Here is a 19,562-nt window from a genome sequence, read left to right as displayed (position 1 = left end):
CGGCCACGATGGAGCCGCAGACGATCGACGGCACCTCCCCGCACTTCCAGCGGAGCGCTTAGGCTTCGGACGGGAGCCGGATCTTGTGCGGCTTCCGCTGTGCAGTGTGCTCACACCTGGGAGGCGTACATGGCGGCATGGACGTGGCGGTTCGAGAAGTCCGACGGGACAGAGGTCCAACCCGCGGTACAGCCCGAGGAGTTCACCACACAGGGGGATGCGGAGTCCTGGATCGGCGAGGTCTGGAAGGACCTCCTGGAGGGCGGCGCGGACCAGGTGTTCCTCTTCGAGGACAGCACGAAGATCTACGGGCCGATGAGCCTGCACGCCGAACCGGAGTAGGCCGGCCGGGGTTGCCGGGACGGCTCCCGGCAGCCCCGTTCGCCGTGCGTCAACCCCTCGCCGCCGCCTTCACCCCTATCTACTGCTCACCCAGCCGCACACTGACCGTCCGCTCGGCCCCGTCCCGGACGAACGTCACCCGCGTCCGCTGGCCCGGCTTGTCGGAGGCGAGCGTCTCGGCGAGCGAGGTGAGGGTGGTGATGTCGTCGGTGCCGATCCGGGTGATGATGTCGCCGGGCCGGATGCCCGCCGTGTCGGCCGCACTGCCGGGCTTCACCTCGACCACGGCGACACCCGCGGGCGTATAGGTCACGTCGAGCACGGTACGGCCGGTGATGCCGAGCGCGGCCCGTCCCGAGTCGGTGACCGTGCCGGTCCTGATGATCTGGTCGGCGATCGTCCGCACCATCGAGGCGGGGATCGCGAATCCGATACCGGGCGCCGTGGCGCCCCCGAGGCTCGGGTCCGTCGCGGCCAGCGTGGGAATGCCGATGACCTGCCCGTTCAGGCCGACGAGTGCGCCGCCGCTGTTGCCCGGGTTGATCGCGGCCGACGTCTGCACCATGTTGGCGATGGTGGCCCCCGTCCCGCCGTCGGTGCTGCTCTCGCTGACGGTGCGCCCGGTCGCCGACACGATGCCCTGGGTCACGCTGGACGACAGCCCGAGCGGCGAGCCCATCGCCAGGACGATCTGGCCGACCTCGACCTTCTCCGAGTTCCCGATGGTGGCCGCCTTCAGCCCGCTCGGCACCTTGTCCAGCTTGATGACGGCGAGGTCCTGGCCCGGGTAGGTGTACACGAGCTTGGCCGTCAGCACGTTCTGGCTGTTGGCCGTCGTCACCCTGAACGTCTTCTCGTTCCCGACCACGTGCGCGTTGGTGACGATGTGTCCCTTGTCGTCGTACACCACCCCCGAGCCCAGTTCGTCGCTCGCCTGGATCTGCACCACCGAGGGCAGGACGTTCTTGATCACCTTCAGGTACGCGTTCTGCAGGTCGTCGGCCGCGAGCGGGACGACGGCCTGCGTCGTCCCGTCCTTCGTCCTGTCCTTCCTGGCGGGCGGTCCGGCGTCGGAACAGCCGGAGAGCAGGGCGGTGGCGCAGGCGAGGGCGGTGATGACGAGGGCGGTTATGGGGAGCAGCGGACGCGACACGGGGGCACGGGTGGCAGCCATGTCCCGAGTGTCCCTTTCGCGGCTCCGCTCCGGCTCGCGGTGCAGGGCCGAACAGGGGGCGATCGGGAAGCGACCGGACAGCGATCGGTCCTGTACGCCGCAGGGATCGATCAGCCGCGTACGCCGCAGAGATGCAGCAGGGCCGCCACCTGGCGATAGGGGTCCGTCCGCCCGGCCCGCTCCTCCGCGGCCAGGAGAGTCTCCACGTCCTCGGGGACGGGGGTCCCGTCGGGCGCTGTGTCCGTGAAGACCCGCACGCCGTACCAGGCGTGCAACGCCGCCCCGATCCCCGCGAGCGTCGACGTCAGGGTGGCGAGCCGGTCCGCGCGGACGGCGAGGCCGAGCCGGTTGACGTAGGCGTCCGTGTCGAACGCGGCCAGGGTCGCCGTCCAGTCGCCGGACAGGCCCGGCCGCATGGCCAGCGCGTCGGCGTTGCGCACCAGCAGCGAGAGCAGCCCGCCCGGGGCCAGCATGCGCGCCAGCCCCGCGAGGAGCGGGTCCGGCTCCTCGACGTACATGAGCACGCCGTGGCACAGCACCACGTCGAAGCTGCCGGGCAGGAAGTGCACGCCCGTCTCGCGGCCGTCGCCCTCGATGAGCCGCACCCGGCTCCGGATGCCCTCGGGCTCGGCGGCCAGTGCCTCCCGGGCCACGGCGAGCATCTTCGCGTCCTGTTCGAGGCCGGTCACCTGGTGCCCGGCCCTGGCCAGCCGCAGCGCCTGCGTGCCCTGGCCCATACCGACGTCGAGCACCCGCAACCGCTGTCCGACGGGGAACCGGCCGGCTATCTGCTCGTCGAGCTGCCGGGCCACCAGCTCCTGTCGTACGACATCACGCAGCCCGCCCAGCTTGCTCAGCCAGGCATCCGCCGCGCCCCCGGAGAACGATGTCGCGCTCAGGGCCGCTCTCCGCGCTTGACCTGCGGCTTCGGCAGCCGGAGGCGACGCATCTGGAGAGTACGCATCAGCGCGTAGGCGACCGCGCCCTTCTTGGGCACGTCGGGGAAGCGGGCGGCCAGCTGCTTCTTCAGGCGGATCGCGATGCCGATCGAGTCGACCACGATCATCACGATCACCACGAGCCACAGCAGCAGCGCGATGTTCTGCAGCGAGCCCACCCGCACCATGCTCAGCACGAGGATGACCACGGCCATCGGCAGGAAGAACTCCGCGACACAGAAGCGCGAGTCCACGAAGTCGCGTGCGAACTTCCGCACCGCCCCCTTGTCACGGGCGGGCAGATAGCGCTCGTCGCCGTTGGCCAGGGCCTGGCGCTGCTTCTCCATCTGGACACGACGCTCGTCGCGCTGCCGCTTGGCCGCCTCCTTACGCGTCGACGGCGTCTGGGCGACGCTCCGACGCTGGGTCTGGGCCTCACTGCGCTTGGGCGTGGGGCGGCCCTTGGGGGCCTGCGGGTCACGGGTCTGCTTGGAGTCGGTCACCTGCGCCTTGTCGGCGGGGGCCTTCTCTTCCTTGGCACGGCTACGGAACACAAAACCCAAGGGTACGGGGTGCGGCGGCATGGACGTCGTTCGAGTGGGGAACGATCCGGCAACACCGTGCGTCTGTAGTGGGACAGAGGGGACGTTGTGTACGGGTGGACCCCGAGTCCCACCTACTCCCTACGCCGGAGCGGTGCCGTACGCAGTCGTCCTTGGGGATGAGCGCATCCGTCCCCGAACAGTGCGGTAATGGATGCAGGGCCCGTACTGTGGGTTCTGTTGCAGTACCTGGAGCTGGAGTCCGTCAGAAGGGGGCGCGCGAAGCCCATGAGCGGTGTCATGAAGCGTATGGGGATGATCTTCCGCGCGAAGGCGAACAAGGCCCTTGACCGGGCCGAGGACCCGCGCGAAACCCTCGATTACTCGTACCAGAAGCAGCTGGAGCTGCTGCAGAAGGTGCGCCGCGGCGTCGCGGACGTGGCGACCAGCCGCAAGCGCCTCGAACTTCAGCTGAACCAGCTCCAGAACCAGTCCACCAAGCTGGAGGACCAGGGCCGCAAGGCGCTCGCGCTCGGCCGGGAGGACCTGGCCCGTGAGGCGCTCTCCCGCCGTGCCGCGCTCCAGCAGCAGGTGACGGATCTGGAGACGCAGCACCAGACCCTCCAGGGCGAGGAGGAGAAGCTCACCCTCGCGGCGCAGCGGCTCCAGGCCAAGGTGGACGCCTTCCGCACCAAGAAGGAGACCATCAAGGCGACCTACACGGCGGCCCAGGCGCAGACCCGCATCGGAGAGGCCTTCTCCGGCATCTCCGAGGAGATGGGCGACGTCGGCATGGCCATCCAGCGCGCCGAGGACAAGACCGCGCAGCTGCAGGCCCGGGCCGGCGCCATCGACGAGCTGCTCGCCTCCGGCGCGCTCGACGACCAGTCCGGTCTGGCCAAGGACGACATCCAGAGCGAGCTGGACCGGCTCTCCGGTGGTACGGATGTAGAGCTGGAACTGCAGCGCATGAAGGCCGAGCTCGCCGGTGGTTCGCCGCAGCAGGCGATCGAGGGCGGCACGGGACAGTCCACGTCGCAGTCCCAGCCGCAGGACACCCCGCGCTTCGACAAGCAGTGACCCACACCTAGGGCGCCTGAGGAGGGCGACATGATCGTACGGATCATGGGGGAGGGGCAGGTGAGGTTGGACGACAGCCGCCTCACCGAACTGAACAAGCTGGACGACGAGCTGCTCGCCGAGATGGAGAGCGGTGACGAGGCCGGCTTCCGCCGTACCCTGACCACTCTTCTGGACCAGGTCCGCCGCCTCGGCGCTCCGCTTCCCGACGAGGCCCTCGAACCCTCCGACCTCATCCTGCCGTCCCCCGACGCGACCCTCGAAGAGGTCCGCGCCATGCTGACCGACGAGGGCCTGATCCCCGGCTGACGGTTCCCTCCGAGGGGTGAGCGGGGTGAACTCCTCAGCTCCGGGTCCGCCCGGCTCGCCCACGTTCCCGGCGCCCCTGACCGGGGCTGCGCCCCGAATCCCGGCTCAGCGGAAGTGCTTTGTCCGCGGGCCGGTGGGGGCTGGTCGCGCAGTTCCCCGCGCCCCTAAGCGGGGCTTCGCCCCGTTTCTCCGTCGGTCGGAAGTGGCGTGGCCGCGGGCCGGTGGGGGTTGGTCGCGCGGTTCCTCGCGCCCCTAAGCGGGGCTTCGTCCCGTTTCTCCGTCGGTCGGAAGTGGCGTGGTCGCGGGGCGGTGGGGGGTGGTCGTGCAGTTCCTCGCGCCCCCGAGCGGGGCTTCGTCCCGTTTCTTCGTCGGTCGGAAGTGGCGTGGCTGCGGGGCGGTGGGGGGTGGTCGCGCGGTTCCTCGCGCCCCTAAGCGGGGCTTCGTCCCGTTTCTTCGTCGGTCGGAAGTGGCGTGGTCGCGGGGCGGTGGGGGTTGGTCGCGCGGTTCCTCGCGCGTCTGAAAGGGCGTTGCGCGCGTCTTCAGGTCGTCCGGCGTTTGCGGACGCGGTGGCGACCGTTCCGCCCCCTGCAAGGGCGCCGTACCGTAAACCGGGTGAGCACCCTAGAGCGCACGAGGTACAGACTCCGCGCGCACCCGATGGCCCTGGACGCCACCCTGGCGACCGGCGTACTCGTGACGATGATGGCCAGCTCCTTCATCGACCCCCACGGGGAGAACGGAGAGGCCTGGGGCACGCACACTCCGAACGTCCTCAGCCTCACCCTCATGGTGCTCAGCGCCGCCGCCCTCGTGTTCCGCCGCCGCGCCCCCAGAACGGTCCTCGCCGCGACCGGCGCCTTCTCCGCCGTGGAACTGGTGGCCAGCGACCCCAGAGCCCCGGTGGTGATGTCCGCCGTCGTCGCTCTCTTCACCGTCGCGTCGGCCACGGACCGCCCCACCACCTGGCGCGTCGGCCTGCTCACGATGACGGTGCTGACGGCCTGCGCGATGCTGGTCGGCCCCCTGCCCTGGTATGCGCAGGAGAACCTCGCGATCTTCGCCTGGACGGGCATGGCCGCCGCCGCGGGCGACGCCGTACGCAGCCGCCTCGCCTTCGTGCACGCCATCCGCGAACGCGCCGACCGCGCCGAGCGAACCCGCGACGAGGAGGCCCGCCGCCGGGTCGCCGAGGAGCGGCTGCGCATCGCCCGCGACCTGCACGACGTCGTCGCCCACCACATCGCCCTCGTCAACGTGCAGGCCGGAGTCGCGGCCCATGTGATGGACAAGCGCCCCGACCAGGCCAAGGAAGCCCTCGCGCACGTCCGCGAGGCCAGCCGCTCGGCCCTCAACGAACTGCGCGCCACCGTCGGCCTGCTGCGCCAGTCCGGCGACCCCGAGGCCCCCACGGAACCCGCCCCGGGCCTCGCCCGCCTCGACGAACTCGCCGACACCTTCCGCAACGCCGGACTCCCCGTCGAAGTCGCCCGCGCCGACCACGGCACCACCCTCCCCGCCGCCGTCGACCTCGCCGCGTACCGCGTCATCCAGGAAGCCCTCACCAATGTGCAGAAACACGCGGGCCCGGAGGCGAAGGCCGAGATCAGCGTCGTACGCGTGGGACCGAACGTGGAAGTGACCGTCCTCGACAACGGACCCGGCCAGGACGACGGCCCCGAGGAGGGCGGCGGGCACGGGCTGCTGGGGATGCGCGAGCGGGTCACCGCGCTCGGCGGCACCTGCACGACCGGTCCCCGCTACGGAGGCGGCTTCCGGGTCCATGCGATCCTTCCGGTCAAGAACCGCACCGCGCCCGCCCTGGGGGACTCCGCATGACCATCCGTGTCCTGCTCGCCGACGACCAGGCGCTGCTGCGCAGCGCGTTCCGTGTCCTCGTCGACTCCGAGCCCGACATGGAGGTGGTCGGCGAGGCGTCCGACGGCGCGGAGGCGCTGCGGCTCACCCGGGAGGTCCGCGCCGACGTGGTGCTGATGGACATCCGGATGCCGGGCACCGACGGCCTCGCCGCCACCCGGCTGATCAGCGCCGACCCGGGACTCGCCCATGTACGGGTGGTCATGCTGACGACCTTCGAGGTCGACGAGTACGTGGTGCAGTCGCTGCGGGCCGGCGCCTCGGGCTTCCTCGGCAAGGGCGCGGAGCCGGAGGAGCTGCTGAACGCCATCCGGATCGCGGCGGGCGGCGAGGCACTGCTGTCCCCGGCGGCCACCAAGGGACTGATCGCCAAGTTCCTCGCCCAGGGGGACGGTTCGGACGAGGGCCGGGACTCCGCCCGGGCCGAGCGGCTCCAGGCGCTCACCGGGCGCGAGCGCGAGGTGCTCGTCCAGGTCGCGGGAGGCCACTCCAACGACGAGATCGCCGAGCGGCTGGAGGTCAGCCCGCTCACAGTGAAGACGCACGTCAACCGGGCCATGGCCAAGCTCGGCGCCCGCGACCGGGCCCAACTCGTCGTCATCGCCTACGAGTCGGGCCTGGTACGGCCGAGGGTGGAGTGATCCTGCTCCGCCCCGGGGCGGAGTGATCTCCGCGTTACGGCAGCGCCAGCATCCGCTCCAGCGCCAGCTTCGCGAACGCCTCCGTCTCCTTGTCCACCGCGATGCGGTTGACCAGGTTGCCCTCGGCGAGGGACTCCAGGGTCCACACCAGGTGGGGGAGGTCGATGCGGTTCATGGTGGAGCAGAAGCAGACCGTCTTGTCGAGGAAGACGATCTCCTTGTCGTCGGCCGCGAAACGGTTCGCCAGGCGGCGGACCAGGTTCAGCTCCGTGCCGATCGCCCACTTGGAGCCGGCCGGGGCGGCCTCCAGGGCCTTGATGATGTACTCCGTGGAGCCGACGTAGTCCGCCGCCGACACGACCTCGTGCTTGCACTCGGGGTGGACGAGGACGTTCACGCCGGGGATGCGCTCGCGGACGTCGTTCACCGAGTCCAGCGAGAAGCGGCCGTGGACCGAGCAGTGGCCGCGCCACAGGATCATCTTGGCGTCGCGCAGCTGCTCCGCGGTGAGGCCGCCGTTCGGCTTGTGCGGGTTGTAGAGGACGCAGTCCTCCAGGCTCATCCCCATGTCGCGGACGGCGGTGTTGCGGCCGAGGTGCTGGTCGGGGAGGAAGAGGACCTTCTCACCCTGCTCGAACGCCCACTCCAGGGCCCGCTGGGCGTTGGAGGAGGTGCAGATCGTGCCGCCGTGCTTGCCGGTGAACGCCTTGATGTCGGCGGACGAGTTCATGTACGAGACGGGCACGACCTGCTCGGCGATGCCCGCCTCGGTCAGCACGTCCCAGCACTCGGCGACCTGCTCGGCCGTCGCCATGTCGGCCATGGAGCAGCCGGCGGCGAGGTCGGGGAGGACCACCTTCTGGTCGTCGGACGTCAGGATGTCCGCGGACTCCGCCATGAAGTGCACACCGCAGAAGACGATGTACTCGGCCTCCGGGCGCGCGGCGGCGTCGCGGGCCAGCTTGAAGGAGTCGCCCGTGACGTCGGCGAACTGGATGACCTCGTCGCGCTGGTAGTGGTGGCCGAGCACGAAGACCTTGTCCCCGAGTTTCTCCTTGGCCGCGCGGGCCCGCTCCACGAGGTCCGGGTCGGAGGGCGAGGGCAGGTCTCCGGGACACTCCACGCCGCGCTCGCTCCTCGGGTCGGCCTCACGGCCGAGCAGCAGCAGGGCGAGGGGCGTCGGCTGTACGTCGAGCTCCTGGGTCTGGGCGGTGGTCACGACACGCACCCTTTCTGTTCTGCGGCTCGCTTGGATCACGGGGGCGATCCAGCGGGACATTCGGACTAGCCTTTTCGTCGAAATGACGCTATCTATCATAACCGCTTCACGTCATGTTGACGATGCCCATAGTGTCGATGTGACGTGAATCCCGGAGGTTGTCCACAGGCCGCTGTCCGCTCTCCGGCACGTGTGCGAGCATGGGAGGCGAGAACGGAAAGACCACGGAAAAGACAGACTCTCGGCCCGGAATGAATCCGCGGCCCCGACGGTTGCAGACGTCGGCAAGCAGTCTCCGTACAACCCGGGAGAGAAGCAGATGTCCGTATCGGACGAGAAGACCACCGTGAGCGACGGCATCGTACTGTCCGACTCCGCCGCGTCCAAGGTCAAGGCCCTGCTCGACCAGGAAGGCCGCGACGATCTGGCGCTGCGCGTCGCCGTTCAGCCCGGCGGCTGCTCCGGTCTGCGCTACCAGCTCTTCTTCGACGAGCGTTCCCTCGACGGCGATGTCGTCAAGGACTTCGGTGGCGTCAAGGTCGTCACCGACCGCATGAGCGCTCCGTACCTGGGCGGCGCGTCCATCGACTTCGTGGACACCATCGAGAAGCAGGGCTTCACGATCGACAACCCGAACGCGACGGGCTCCTGCGCCTGTGGCGACTCCTTCAGCTGAGCCCCGGCCGACTGCCGAACGCGTGACGCGTACGAAGGCGGCGTCCCCCTCCGACAGGGACGCCGCCTTCGCGTATCCGGGGCCATGAGCGGAGCCGCTCCGACCGCTCCCGTGGCTACCGTGCCTGAGGCGTCTTCACCGAGGCGCCGGCCGCCTTGCCCTCCGGGATCGGCGTGCCGTCCGACCCGACGACCTTCCGGTCGCCGAGCGGCTGGTCGAGGTGCACCGTCTTCTCGTACACCTTGGCGATGAGGATGCAGATCTTGCCCTGCCACGGTGTCTCGGTCACCTTGACGGTCACCTTGTCCGCGCTCTCGCTCGCGGAGACGGAGTAGTCCGCGCACACCCCGCCCGTGAAGCTCACGGTCAGGTCCTTGCCGTCGGCCGTGTAGCCCTGCACCTTGACGTCACGGGACGTCGGCGCCGCGGTCGGCCGCGGGCTGGGGGTGGCCGTCGGCGTCGGTGCCGCGGTCGGCTCCGGCGAGGTCAGGTACTTCGGGGCGACCGCCGGATGCGTCACCGTGAAGGCGGAGCCCGTGCCCGTCGGCCGTACCTCGAACAGCCAGGACGGCACCAGTGTCTGGTGCCCGGACACGAAGTGCGAGGCCAGCCCGAAGACGGCCTTCTCGACGGCCACCGACTCCCGCTTCGGCACCGCCGTCGACGCGCGGCACGGTGTCTCGTCACGGTCCTTCAGCGGTACGGCACTGGCGCAGCCGCCGGGTCCCATGCGCCCGCCGTCCCGGGTCGCGAGAGAGGCCGGGCCGTTCATCAGATCCAGGGCCTTGCTCGCGCTGATCACGGGATAGGTGTCCCCCTTGACCGGCGTCTTCAGCTGGCCGTTGCCGCCGACCACCTGGCCGTCCGGGCCGACCTGGACGCCGGTCGTCCAGCCGTACGTGGGCAGGCCCCCGACCTTCGGGTCCGCGTTCACCACCCGTTTGGCGCCCATGAGCTCGCTCGCGTCCAGCTTGGCGTCGTCCTGGCCCAGTGCCTTCAGGACGGGCACGGCGGCCTTCTTCGCGGTGGCCTCGGTCACCGCGTGGCTGCTCGGGGAGCCGGGGTCGCTCCTGCACACGGCGCCCTTGCAGTTGTCGGTTCCGGGCGCGTACCGGCTGAACGTCCAGGTCCCGGGGGCCCGCTGGTTGACCTGGAGGCTGGGTCCCGAGCCGTCCTTGTCCTGGCCGACCTTCCAGGTCTCGCCGGTGAGCGTCGGGGTGCCCGCGATGTCCAGGGCCTTCGCGAGGCGCGCCACCTCGGCCGCCGTGACCTCGCCCTTCGCCGCGTAGACGGGCGCGGAGTCCGGGCCGGCGGGCAGGGTGCCGTCCGCGTGGTAGGTCGCGCCGTAGGGATTGGGCTCACCGGGCGCGATGTCGCCCGTGCCACCCGTACCGCCCTCGGTGTAGCCGTCGAGGACCAGCGGCGGGGGAGTGCCGTCGGCGCCGGGGGTCGCGGAGTGGTCGCGCGCGCCGCCGGACGCGGTCGCGGCGAAATAGGCTCCGCCGCCGCCGACGAGCAGCACCGCGGCCGCGACGGAGGCGACGGCCGCCGGGGAATGGCGGCGGCGCGGCTTCGCCGGCTCGCTGCCGTCCTCGGGGGGCTCGGGCGCTTCGGTCTCGGGTCGCTCGGTGCTCACCGCATCGCTCCTTCTGGTCGTACACCGCATCCCCTTTACGGGGGACAGCGATGGGACGCAGCGGGGGAGCGCACGGTTCCCTGCGGGCGCCGTCCTGGGCCGCCCTTTTCGAGGACCTTTCGGGTCCTGTCAGTCGCCGTAGTCGGACATCGCGTCCAGCAGGCGGGCGGACGCGGGAGGCACGGTCACCCCGTGGATGCGCGACGGGGACACGGGAAGGTCGGGACGGGAGACGACCGGGTCCGGTGCCGCCCAGTGCCGGGCCACAGCGCCGTCGCCGCGCAGCGACGCCAGGTCGCCTTCGAGGTCGTGAGGAGCGGAGCCGTGGACCTTGAGGTTCGTCATAACGGAACCGTATGCATGTCGGCGTCACGAAGAAAGATCTACTATCGGGTAGTTTTGACCGCTTCTGAGGGCACGTGTCGACCGGGTAGCGTGAACTGTCAATCCCCTTCCGTCGCAGGAGCGTGTCCTCGCCGTGCGTATCGCAGTCACCGGCTCCATCGCCACTGACCACCTCATGACCTTCCCCGGCCGTTTCGCCGACCAGTTCGTCGCGGACCAGCTGCACACGGTCTCCCTGTCCTTCCTGGTCGACAACCTCGACGTACGCCGGGGTGGCGTCGGCGCGAACATCGCGTTCGGCATGGGACAGCTGGGCACCCGGCCGATCCTGGTCGGGGCCGCGGGCTCCGACTTCGACGACTACCGGGCGTGGCTCGACCGCCACGGCGTCGACACCGACTCGGTCCGGATCTCCGAGGTGCTGCACACCGCGCGCTTCGTGTGCACCACGGACTCCGACCACAACCAGATCGGCTCCTTCTACACGGGAGCGATGAGCGAGGCCCGGCTGATCGAGCTCAAGTCGGTCGCGGACCGGGTCGGCGGCCTCGATCTCGTCCTGATCGGCGCCGACGACCCGGAGGCGATGCTCCGCCACACGGAGGAGTGCCGCTCCCGCACGATCGCCTTCGCCGCCGACTTCTCGCAGCAGATCGCCCGTATGAACGGCGACGAGATCCGGATACTGCTGGACGGTGCGACCTACCTCTTCTCCAACGAGTACGAGAAGGGGCTCATCGAGTCCAAGACCGGCTGGAGCGACGAGGAGATCCTGTCGAAGGTCGGTCACCGTGTGACGACGCTCGGCGCACGGGGCGTACGCATCGAGCGGGCCGGTGAGGACCCGATCGAGGTCGGCTGCCCGGACGAGGAGCGCAAGGCGGACCCGACGGGCGTCGGCGACGCGTTCCGCGCCGGCTTCCTCTCCGGCCTCGCCTGGGGAGTCTCCCTGGAGCGCGCCGCCCAGGTCGGCTGCATGCTCGCGACGCTGGTCATCGAGACGGTCGGCACCCAGGAGTACCAGCTCCGCCGCGCCCACTTCATGGACCGCTTCACCAAGGCGTACGGCGACGACGCGGCCATCGAGGTCAGGGCCCACCTGGCCTGATCGCCGAGGTCCGGGCCCACCTGGCCTGATCAGGACACTCCTCCGGCCGACCGTCTAGGACACCCGGCGGACCACATAGGCGAACCCGTGGTCCGCCGGCTCCTCCCCGACGTACTCCTGCCCCCGCATCTCGCACCACGCCGGGATGTCCAGCCGGGCGGCCTCGTCGTCCGAGAGGACGCGCACCGTGCCGCCCACCGGCACGTCCCCGATGACCTTGGCCAGTTCGATGACCGGGATGGGGCAGAGCTTGCCGAGGGAGTCCACCACGAGCGCGTCGGAGGCTGAGGGGGAGCGGGAGGGGGGCGCCGACGCCGTCGGGGCGCCGAGTTTCTCGCGTACGTCCGCGACCGCGTCCGGCAGCACCGACAGGAACCGGTCGATGTCCTCGGACGGCGTACCCGGTGGCAGCGAGATCCGGACGTTGCCCTCGCTCAGGACGCCCATCGCCTTCAGGACATGGCTCGGGGTCAGCGTGCTGCTCGTGCAGGAGGAGCCGGAGGAGACGGAGAAACCCGCCCGGTCCAGTTCGTGCAGGAGCGTCTCCCCGTCGACGTACAGGCAGGAGAAGGTGACGATCCCCGGGAGACGGTGAACCGCGTCGCCGACCACCTCGACGTCCGGGACCAGTTCGGGCACCCGTACGCGGATCCGTTCCGTCAGTTCCCGCAGGCGCGCGGCCTCCGCGACCGCCTCCGCCCGTACCGCGCGCAGCGACGCCGCCGCGGCCACGACGGCCGGGATGTTCTCGAAGCCCGCCGCCCGCCCCGACTCCCGCTCGTCCACGGGCCCTTGGGGAGCGAACCGCACCCCCTTGCGCACGACGAGCAGTCCGACCCCCGAAGGGCCGCCCCATTTGTGGGCACTTGCCGTCAGCAGGGACCAGTCGCCCTCCACCCGGCGCCAGGGCAGTGACTGCGCCGCGTCCACCAACAGCGGCACCCCCGCCGCCCGGCACGCCTCCGCGACCTCCCGCACCGGCTGCTCCGTGCCCACCTCGTGGTTGGCGGACTGGAGGCACGCGAGCGCGGTGTCGGGGCGCAGGGCGGCGGCGTAAGAAGAGAGGGAGACAGTGCCCGCGCGGTCGACGGGCACCGTCGTCACCGAGCCGCCCGCCGCCTCGTGGACCTCCGCCGAATGGAGTACCGACGAGTGTTCGACAGCTGACACGATCAGGTGGCGTCCGACGCGCCGGCGGCCCGCCAACGCACCCTCGATCCCGGAGTGCACCGCCCGGGTGCCGGACGAGGTGAAGGTCAGCTCGTCCGGGCGGCACCCCACCGCCTCGGCGGCCGCCTCGCGCGCCGCGTCGAGCAACAGCCGGGCCCGCCGCCCCTCCCGGTAGAGCCGCGCGGGATCGGCCCACCCCTCGTCGAGCGAGGCCTGCAGGGCCTGCCGGGCGACGGGATGGAGAGGAGCAGCGGAAGCAGCATCGAAGTAGGCCACACCCCCACGCTAAAGCCCCGGTCGGACCAGCGCCCCAAAGGGGCGCGGGGCTGTGACCTCCGCGGCTCCGCCGGGGGGCGCGACAAGCCGCAACGAGCCCGCTGCCGCCGAAGGACCTGGTCGACCGGGTCATGAGGCGCCCGAACCCCCGTCAGAAAGTGACCCAGGGCGGGGCATCCCACCCCTTCAGAGTGACCCGCGGCGCGTTGGGCACCCTCCCCGCGCGACCCCAAATAGCGTCCAGTAGGGTTTGGTCCGCATAAACATCCAAACCCCTGCCCGACGCAGGGCGGCGACCGACCAGCGAGAAGGCCGCAGCCAACCGCGCGGGCGAGACTCTCGGGAAGGCGCTACGTGAGTCCCAACGGCTCCGACCGCTCGCCGCGGCGCCCGATGCGGCGGAAGCTGCTGCAGGCACTGACTGCGGGCCTGGTCCTGGCGACCGCCACCGGTTGCACATACAAGGACTTCCCCCGCCTTGGTATGCCCACCCCGACCACAGAAGAGGGTCCGCGGATCCTCTCCCTGTGGCAGGGGTCCTGGGCGGCCGCGCTCGCCGTCGGCGTGCTGGTGTGGGGCCTGATCCTGTGGAGTGTGTTCTTCCACCGGCGCAGTCGCACCAAGGTCGAAGTTCCTCCGCAGACCCGGTACAACATGCCCATCGAGGCGCTGTACACGGTGGTCCCGCTCATCATCGTCTCGGTGCTGTTCTACTTCACCGCCCGCGACGAGACGAAGCTCCTCAGCCTCAAGCAGAAGCCGGACGTCACGGTCAACGTGGTCGGCTATCAGTGGAGCTGGGGCTTCAACTACATCGAGGACGTTCCCGGTGTCACCGGGAACGCCAAGATCGACCCGAACCTGGCCGCCATTCCGGACCGGTTCAAGAAGGACTTCCCGGCGAACGCCGGCGGTGTCTACGAGGTCGGTACGCCGGGTGAGCGGAACCCGCAGACGGGCAACCCCGGTCCGACCCTCTGGCTGCCCAAGGGCAAGACGGTCCGCTTCGTCCTCACTTCACGCGACGTCATCCACTCCTTCTGGGTGGTGCCGTTCCTGATGAAGATGGACGTCATCCCGGGCCACACCAACTCCTTCCAGGTGACCCCCAACAAGGAGGGCACCTTCCTGGGCAAGTGCGCCGAGCTGTGCGGCGTCGACCACTCCCGGATGCTCTTCAACGTGAAGGTCGTCTCCCCCGAGCGCTACGAGGCCCACCTCAAGCAGCTCGCGGCGCAGGGACAGACCGGTTACGTCCCGGCCGGCATTGAGCAGACGGGCCACGAGAAGAACCGGGAGACGAACAACCTGTGAGCATCCTCAACGAACCTCAGGGTGCCGGGGCAGCCGAAGACTCGTACGCGAACGAGCTGCCCGTGCGGCGCAAGCAGCCGGGCAACGTCGTGATCAAGTGGCTCACCACCACTGACCACAAGACGATCGGCACGCTCTACCTCGTCACGTCGTTCGCGTTCTTCTGCATCGGTGGCGTCATGGCGCTGCTGATGCGTGCCGAACTGGCGCGCCCCGGCACGCAGATCATGTCGAACGAGCAGTTCAACCAGGCGTTCACGATGCACGGCACGATCATGCTGCTGATGTTCGCGACGCCGCTGTTCGCCGGTTTCACGAACTGGATCATGCCGCTGCAGATCGGCGCGCCCGACGTGGCGTTCCCGCGGCTGAACATGTTCGCCTACTGGCTCTACCTGTTCGGCTCGCTCATCGCGGTCGGTGGCTTCCTCACCCCGCAGGGCGCGGCCGACTTCGGCTGGTTCGCCTACAGCCCGCTGTCGGACGCGGTCCGCTCGCCGGGTGTCGGCGCCGACATGTGGATCATGGGTCTGGCCTTCTCCGGCTTCGGCACGATCCTCGGTGCGGTCAACTTCATCACCACCATCATCTGCATGCGCGCCCCCGGCATGACGATGTTCCGCATGCCGATCTTCGTGTGGAACGTGCTGCTCACCGCGGTGCTGGTGCTGCTGGCCTTCCCCGTGCTCGCGGCGGCGCTGTTCGCGCTGGAGGCGGACCGAAAATTCGGTGCGCATGTGTTCGACGCCGCCAATGGCGGAGCCTTGCTATGGCAACACCTCTTCTGGTTCTTCGGCCATCCAGAGGTGTACATCATCGCTCTACCATTCTTCGGCATCATCTCCGAAGTCATCCCGGTGTTCTCCCGCAAGCCCATGTTCGGCTACATGGGCCTGATCGCCGCGACGATCTCCATCGCCGGTCTGTCCGTGACCGTGTGGGCGCACCACATGTACGTCACCGGTGGCGTGCTGCTCCCGTTCTTCTCCTTCATGACGTTCCTCATCGCCGTGCCAACAGGCGTGAAGTTCTTCAACTGGATCGGAACGATGTGGAAGGGGTCCTTGAGTTTCGAGACCCCGATGCTCTGGGCGGTCGGCTTCCTGATCACCTTCACCTTCGGTGGTCTGACCGGTGTCATCCTGGCCTCGCCGCCGATGGACTTCCACGTCTCGGACTCGTACTTCGTGGTGGCGCACTTCCACTACGTGATCTTCGGTACGGTCGTGTTCGCGATGTTCTCCGGATTCCACTTCTGGTGGCCGAAGTTCACCGGCAAGATGCTCGACGAGCGCCTCGGAAAGATCACCTTCTGGACGCTGTTCGTGGGCTTCCACGGCACGTTCCTGGTGCAGCACTGGCTGGGTGTCGAGGGCATGCCGCGTCGCTACGCGGACTACCTCGCCGCCGACGGCTTCACCGCGCTGAACACGATCTCGACGATCAGCTCGTTCCTGCTCGGCCTGTCGATCCTGCCGTTCTTCTACAACGTGTGGAAGACCGCCAAGTACGGCAAGAAGGTCGAGGTCGACGACCCGTGGGGCTACGGCCGCTCGCTGGAGTGGGCCACGTCCTGCCCGCCGCCGCGCCACAACTTCCTCACGTTGCCGCGGATCCGTTCCGAATCCCCGGCCTTCGACCTGCACCACCCGGAGATCGCCGCTCTCGACCAGCTCGAGAACGCCGGTCACGGTGAGAAGGCCCTCACTGGTGGCAAGGAGGCCGGCAAGTGAAGGTCCAAGGCAAGATGTTCCTCTGGCTGGCTGCCTTCATCCTCGTCATCGCCATCGTCTATGGCGTGTGGTCGAAGGAGCCGGCCGGCACCACGGCGCTCTTCCTGGCCTTCGGCCTGAGCGTGATGATCGGCTACTACCTGGCCTTCACGGCCCGGCGGGTCGACCAGCTGGCGCAGGACAACGATGAGGCCGATGTCGCGGACGAGGCCGGCGAGGTGGGCTTCTTCAGCCCGCACAGCTGGCAGCCGCTCGCGCTCGGTGTCGGCGGTGCGCTCGCCTTCATGGCCGTCGTCTTCGGCTGGTGGCTGCTGTACTTCGGGTTCCCGATCATCCTGATCGGCCTGTGGGGCTGGGTCTTCGAGTACTACCACGGTGAGAACCGCACCCAGTAGCACGCACGCGGTCCCGTAGCGATCGCTGGACACCCCGGAAGCCCGGATTCTCCTGACGGAGAGTCCGGGCTTCCTCTTTTGCCACACATCACATCCCCCACACGGCTCACTCGCCGCGCCAGGGTTGACGGGTGTTCATAGCGTGAGTCCATGAATCACGCACCGCGAATCCGCACGGTCGTCAGCCGCACCACGCTGGTGGTCGCCCTCGGCGCGGCAGCCGCTGCCTGCGGCGGAAGCGGCCACCCGCTCTCCGCCAGGCCGTACAACGCGGCGGGTCAGCTCTCCTTCACCGACGTGGTCGGCGACAGCCGCAAGGTCGACCCGGACAAGCCCCTGGAAATCACCTCCAAGGGCGACGACGAGCGCATCACCGATGTGACGGCCGTCGACGCGTCGGGGCGCTTCGTGGCGGGCGAACTCGCCGCCGACGGCTCCCGTTGGCACAGCACCTCACCACTGGCCGCGGGCGCCCACTACACGGTGCACGTGAGCACGGAGGACGGGGCCGGCGCACCCGGCCGCCAGATCGTCGACTTCGAGACCACCGCGCCCACCACGAACAAGCCCCTGGGCGTGACTCTGGGGCCCGCTTCGGGCGAGTACGGCGTCGGTCAGCCCATCACCGCCGAACTCAGTGCCCCGGTCAAGGACAAGGCCGCTCGCGCGATCGTCGAGGGCGCCCTGAAGGTCGACTCCGTGCCCGCCGTGGAGGGCGCCTGGCACTGGGTGGACGACAAGACGCTGCACTACCGGCCCAAGGAGTACTGGCCCATCCACGCCACCATCCAGGCCCACAGCAACCTCAAGGGCATCAAGGTCGCCGACCGGCTCTGGGGCGGCGACGCGAAGCCCCTGACGCTCACCACCGGGGACCGCTTCGTCGCCGTCACGGACGCCGCCGCGCACTCCATGACGATCTACAAGAACGACCAGGTGATCAACCAGATCCCCGTCACCACCGGCAAGCCGGGCTACGAGACCCGCAACGGCGTCAAGGTCGTACTGAGCAAGGAACCCTACGTACGCATGCGCGGTACCACCGTCGGCATCGCCGAGGGCAGCGCGGACTCCTACGACCTGCCCGTCTACTGGGCGACCCGGGTCACCTGGAGCGGCGAGTACGTGCACGCCGCGCCCTGGTCGGTGGGGGAGCAGGGGTCCGCCAACGTCAGCCACGGCTGCACCGGGATGAGCACCAGCAACGCGGAGTGGTTCTTCAAGAACGTCCGGCCGGGCGACATCGTGAAGGTCCAGAACTCCAACGGTGACGAGATGACCCCGTTCAACAACGGCTTCGGCGACTGGAACGTCGACTGGAAGGCCTGGCGCAACGGCAGCGCCCTGACAGCGGGCACCCCGGAGGGCCCGAAGCTGACGGACCGGGCCCGCCTACGCCCTGAGTCCGTGTGACCCAGACCCCCGCCGCCGCGCCCCGAAAGGGGCGCGGGGCTGTGTTCCTCCGCGGCTCCGCCGCGGGGCGCGTTCAGCCGCCGTCGACCCGCGGCCGCCGAACCACAGGTCCCTCCGGGCTCTCAGGCGCCCTGCAAAGCCTTACGACGCAGCAGCGAGGCCAGTGCGGAGGCGAACTCGACCGGATCCACCGGAAGGGTCACCGCCGCGTCCGCACGGCTCCACGTGGCCAGCCAGGCGTCCTGAGGCCGCCCGATGAGCACCAGCACGGGCGGGCAGTTGAAGATCTCGTCCTTGATCTGCCGGCAGACGCCCATGCCGCCCATCGGAACCGCCTCGCCGTCCAGCACACAGACGTCGATCCCGCCCTTGTCCAGCTCCGTCAGGACGGCGGCGGGCGTGGCGCACTCGATGAACTCGACCTGGGGGACGTCGGGGGCCGGTCTGCGACCGGTCGCCAGCCGCACCTGCCCCCGGGTGTTGGAGTCGTCGCTGTAGACCAGCACCGTGGCGGTCGGCTGCATTGTTCCTCCACGCATCTAAGAAGCACGGCATTGCTCGGGAACTCCTGGTACCGATGGCGCGGATGCTACCCCCTCGAACACCCCGTCAACACCGGTTCGGACAGGGCTTCGATGGGCCATACGGGCTGGACACACCCCATCAACACCCCGAACGGCACCCCCGGGCGTGAGGGCGGGATAAGCGACCGACATAATGTCGGTCGTGGCGACAGCAACGACAGTAGAAACCGGGCACGCGCACCCGTCGGTCAATCGACCGAACCTCACCAGCGTCGGAACCATCATCTGGCTGAGTTCCGAGCTGATGTTCTTCGCGGCCCTCTTCGCGATGTACTTCACCCTGCGATCGGTGACCGGGCCGGACCACTGGAAAGAGATGGCGAGCCATCTCAACATCCCGTTCTCGGCCTCCAACACCACGATCCTGGTGCTCTCCTCCCTGACCTGCCAGCTCGGCGTGTTCGCCGCCGAGCGCGGGGACGTGAAGAAGCTCCGGATGTGGTTCAGCGTCACGTTCGTGATGGGTGCCATCTTCATCGGTGGTCAGATCTTCGAGTACACCGAGCTGGTCAAGAAGGACGGGCTCTCGCTCTCCTCCGACCCGTACGGCTCGGTGTTCTACCTGACCACCGGCTTCCACGGCCTGCACGTGACGGGTGGCCTCATCGCCTTCCTGTTCGTCCTCGGCCGCACCTACGCGGCCAAGAGGTTCACTCACGAGCAGGCGACCGCCGCCATCGTCGTGTCCTACTACTGGCACTTCGTCGATGTCGTGTGGATCGGCCTCTTCGCCACGATCTACTTGATCAAGTAACCGGGCGGCGTCCGCGGCGAACCGATCGCACGCGACGA

The 19,562-nt window shown here is 69.3% G+C and carries 20 protein-coding genes; 12 read left to right on the top strand and 8 right to left on the bottom strand.

Going from position 1 to position 19,562, the window contains the following annotated elements:
- Positions 1-129 precede the first annotated feature (129 nt).
- Positions 130-342 (top strand): hypothetical protein, encoded by a 213-nt coding sequence (locus ACZ7M2_RS02340; RefSeq protein ID WP_054231569.1) that lies wholly within the window; start codon positions 130-132, stop codon positions 340-342.
- Between the two features lie 79 nt (positions 343-421).
- Here ACZ7M2_RS02340 and ACZ7M2_RS02335 read toward each other — a convergent pair whose 3' ends face one another.
- The 3 genes from ACZ7M2_RS02335 to ACZ7M2_RS02325 form a co-directional block, all read right to left on the bottom strand.
- Entirely contained in the window at positions 422-1,516 is a 1,095-nt protein-coding gene (locus ACZ7M2_RS02335; RefSeq protein ID WP_471593793.1) for a S1C family serine protease, read from the bottom strand.
- Positions 1,517-1,626: 110 nt separating this feature from the next.
- Entirely contained in the window at positions 1,627-2,328 is a 702-nt protein-coding gene (locus tag ACZ7M2_RS02330) for a class I SAM-dependent methyltransferase (RefSeq protein WP_190170140.1), read from the bottom strand.
- Positions 2,329-2,411: 83 nt separating this feature from the next.
- Complete coding sequence (locus ACZ7M2_RS02325; protein ID WP_471593792.1) at positions 2,412-3,038, bottom strand: DUF3043 domain-containing protein; 627 nt, start codon at positions 3,036-3,038, stop codon at positions 2,412-2,414.
- 246 nt (positions 3,039-3,284) lie between these two features.
- On the opposite strand from ACZ7M2_RS02325, the gene ACZ7M2_RS02320 reads away from it, so the two are divergent.
- The 4 genes from ACZ7M2_RS02320 to ACZ7M2_RS02305 all read left to right on the top strand — a co-directional run bounded on the left by ACZ7M2_RS02320 (position 3,285) and on the right by ACZ7M2_RS02305 (position 6,901).
- Positions 3,285-4,076 (top strand): PspA/IM30 family protein, encoded by a 792-nt coding sequence (locus ACZ7M2_RS02320; protein WP_054231594.1) that lies wholly within the window; start codon positions 3,285-3,287, stop codon positions 4,074-4,076.
- A 30-nt stretch (positions 4,077-4,106) separates the two neighbouring features.
- A complete protein-coding gene (gene pspAA / locus ACZ7M2_RS02315; RefSeq protein WP_471593791.1) occupies positions 4,107-4,385 on the top strand; it encodes a PspA-associated protein PspAA in 279 nt (92 codons plus the stop codon).
- A 612-nt stretch (positions 4,386-4,997) separates the two neighbouring features.
- Positions 4,998-6,221, top strand: a complete 1,224-nt coding sequence (locus ACZ7M2_RS02310) for a sensor histidine kinase (protein WP_471593790.1) — start codon at positions 4,998-5,000, stop codon at positions 6,219-6,221.
- On the top strand, positions 6,218-6,901 hold the full coding sequence (locus ACZ7M2_RS02305) for a response regulator transcription factor (protein ID WP_352052149.1): 684 nt from the start codon (positions 6,218-6,220) through the stop codon (positions 6,899-6,901). Before ACZ7M2_RS02310 ends, ACZ7M2_RS02305 begins: the two co-directional genes overlap by 4 nt.
- A 34-nt stretch (positions 6,902-6,935) precedes the next feature.
- Here the strand turns inward: ACZ7M2_RS02305 and nadA are convergent, their stop codons facing one another.
- Positions 6,936-8,120 (bottom strand): quinolinate synthase NadA, encoded by a 1,185-nt coding sequence (gene nadA / locus ACZ7M2_RS02300; RefSeq protein WP_471593789.1) that lies wholly within the window; start codon positions 8,118-8,120, stop codon positions 6,936-6,938.
- A 319-nt stretch (positions 8,121-8,439) separates the two neighbouring features.
- Here nadA and ACZ7M2_RS02295 point away from each other — a divergent pair, with 319 nt between their 5' ends.
- Entirely contained in the window at positions 8,440-8,796 is a 357-nt protein-coding gene (locus ACZ7M2_RS02295) for a HesB/IscA family protein (protein ID WP_352052147.1), read from the top strand.
- A gap of 115 nt (positions 8,797-8,911) precedes the next feature.
- Here the strand turns inward: ACZ7M2_RS02295 and ACZ7M2_RS02290 are convergent, their stop codons facing one another.
- Together ACZ7M2_RS02290 and ACZ7M2_RS02285 are read right to left on the bottom strand one after the other, a co-directional pair.
- Positions 8,912-10,462 (bottom strand): hypothetical protein, encoded by a 1,551-nt coding sequence (locus ACZ7M2_RS02290; RefSeq protein ID WP_471593788.1) that lies wholly within the window; start codon positions 10,460-10,462, stop codon positions 8,912-8,914.
- Positions 10,463-10,561: 99 nt separating this feature from the next.
- Positions 10,562-10,777 carry a hypothetical protein gene (locus ACZ7M2_RS02285; protein ID WP_352052145.1) on the bottom strand — a complete coding sequence of 72 codons (216 nt, stop codon included), beginning with the start codon at positions 10,775-10,777 and terminating at the stop codon, positions 10,562-10,564.
- 133 nt (positions 10,778-10,910) lie between these two features.
- Here ACZ7M2_RS02285 and ACZ7M2_RS02280 point away from each other — a divergent pair, with 133 nt between their 5' ends.
- Positions 10,911-11,885, top strand: coding sequence for a carbohydrate kinase family protein (locus tag ACZ7M2_RS02280; RefSeq protein ID WP_067363557.1), 975 nt, complete (start codon positions 10,911-10,913; stop codon positions 11,883-11,885).
- 54 nt (positions 11,886-11,939) lie between these two features.
- On the opposite strand, the gene ACZ7M2_RS02275 is transcribed toward ACZ7M2_RS02280, so the two are convergent.
- Entirely contained in the window at positions 11,940-13,331 is a 1,392-nt protein-coding gene (locus tag ACZ7M2_RS02275; RefSeq protein ID WP_471593787.1) for an aminotransferase class V-fold PLP-dependent enzyme, read from the bottom strand.
- 354 nt (positions 13,332-13,685) lie between these two features.
- Here ACZ7M2_RS02275 and ctaC point away from each other — a divergent pair, with 354 nt between their 5' ends.
- From ctaC to ACZ7M2_RS02255, 4 genes are all read left to right on the top strand, one after another.
- A complete protein-coding gene (gene ctaC, locus ACZ7M2_RS02270) occupies positions 13,686-14,645 on the top strand; it encodes an aa3-type cytochrome oxidase subunit II (RefSeq protein ID WP_067363563.1) in 960 nt (319 codons plus the stop codon).
- Positions 14,642-16,378 (top strand): aa3-type cytochrome oxidase subunit I, encoded by a 1,737-nt coding sequence (gene ctaD, locus ACZ7M2_RS02265; RefSeq protein WP_352052143.1) that lies wholly within the window; start codon positions 14,642-14,644, stop codon positions 16,376-16,378. Before ctaC ends, ctaD begins: the two co-directional genes overlap by 4 nt.
- Complete coding sequence (locus ACZ7M2_RS02260) at positions 16,375-16,773, top strand: cytochrome c oxidase subunit 4 (protein WP_352052142.1); 399 nt, start codon at positions 16,375-16,377, stop codon at positions 16,771-16,773. Before ctaD ends, ACZ7M2_RS02260 begins: the two co-directional genes overlap by 4 nt.
- A 150-nt stretch (positions 16,774-16,923) precedes the next feature.
- Positions 16,924-18,186, top strand: coding sequence for a L,D-transpeptidase (locus tag ACZ7M2_RS02255; RefSeq protein WP_471593786.1), 1,263 nt, complete (start codon positions 16,924-16,926; stop codon positions 18,184-18,186).
- A 122-nt stretch (positions 18,187-18,308) separates the two neighbouring features.
- Here ACZ7M2_RS02255 and ACZ7M2_RS02250 read toward each other — a convergent pair whose 3' ends face one another.
- The gene (locus tag ACZ7M2_RS02250; RefSeq protein ID WP_067363572.1) at positions 18,309-18,710 is read right to left on the bottom strand and encodes a response regulator; all 402 of its coding nucleotides are present in this window, start codon (positions 18,708-18,710) and stop codon (positions 18,309-18,311) included.
- Positions 18,711-18,903: 193 nt separating this feature from the next.
- Here ACZ7M2_RS02250 and ctaE point away from each other — a divergent pair, with 193 nt between their 5' ends.
- Entirely contained in the window at positions 18,904-19,524 is a 621-nt protein-coding gene (gene ctaE, locus ACZ7M2_RS02245) for an aa3-type cytochrome oxidase subunit III (protein WP_060902037.1), read from the top strand.
- Positions 19,525-19,562 lie beyond the last annotated feature (38 nt).

The organism is Streptomyces sp. NPDC111507 (assembly GCF_055638955.1).
This window is presented reverse-complemented; position numbering and strand designations above follow the sequence as displayed.

Coding starts and splice junctions, on each gene's coding strand:
- ACZ7M2_RS02340 (WP_054231569.1), top strand. CDS start 130: ATGGCGGCATGGACGTGGCGGTTCGAGAAGTCCGACGGGACAGAGGTC.
- ACZ7M2_RS02335 (WP_471593793.1), bottom strand. CDS start 1,516: ATGGCTGCCACCCGTGCCCCCGTGTCGCGTCCGCTGCTCCCCATAACC.
- ACZ7M2_RS02325 (WP_471593792.1), bottom strand. CDS start 3,038: ATGCCGCCGCACCCCGTACCCTTGGGTTTTGTGTTCCGTAGCCGTGCC.
- ACZ7M2_RS02320 (WP_054231594.1), top strand. CDS start 3,285: ATGAGCGGTGTCATGAAGCGTATGGGGATGATCTTCCGCGCGAAGGCG.
- pspAA (WP_471593791.1), top strand. CDS start 4,107: ATGATCGTACGGATCATGGGGGAGGGGCAGGTGAGGTTGGACGACAGC.
- ACZ7M2_RS02305 (WP_352052149.1), top strand. CDS start 6,218: ATGACCATCCGTGTCCTGCTCGCCGACGACCAGGCGCTGCTGCGCAGC.
- ACZ7M2_RS02295 (WP_352052147.1), top strand. CDS start 8,440: ATGTCCGTATCGGACGAGAAGACCACCGTGAGCGACGGCATCGTACTG.
- ACZ7M2_RS02290 (WP_471593788.1), bottom strand. CDS start 10,462: ATGCGGTGTACGACCAGAAGGAGCGATGCGGTGAGCACCGAGCGACCC.
- ACZ7M2_RS02285 (WP_352052145.1), bottom strand. CDS start 10,777: ATGACGAACCTCAAGGTCCACGGCTCCGCTCCTCACGACCTCGAAGGC.
- ACZ7M2_RS02255 (WP_471593786.1), top strand. CDS start 16,924: ATGAATCACGCACCGCGAATCCGCACGGTCGTCAGCCGCACCACGCTG.
- ACZ7M2_RS02250 (WP_067363572.1), bottom strand. CDS start 18,710: ATGCAGCCGACCGCCACGGTGCTGGTCTACAGCGACGACTCCAACACC.
- ctaE (WP_060902037.1), top strand. CDS start 18,904: ATGTCGGTCGTGGCGACAGCAACGACAGTAGAAACCGGGCACGCGCAC.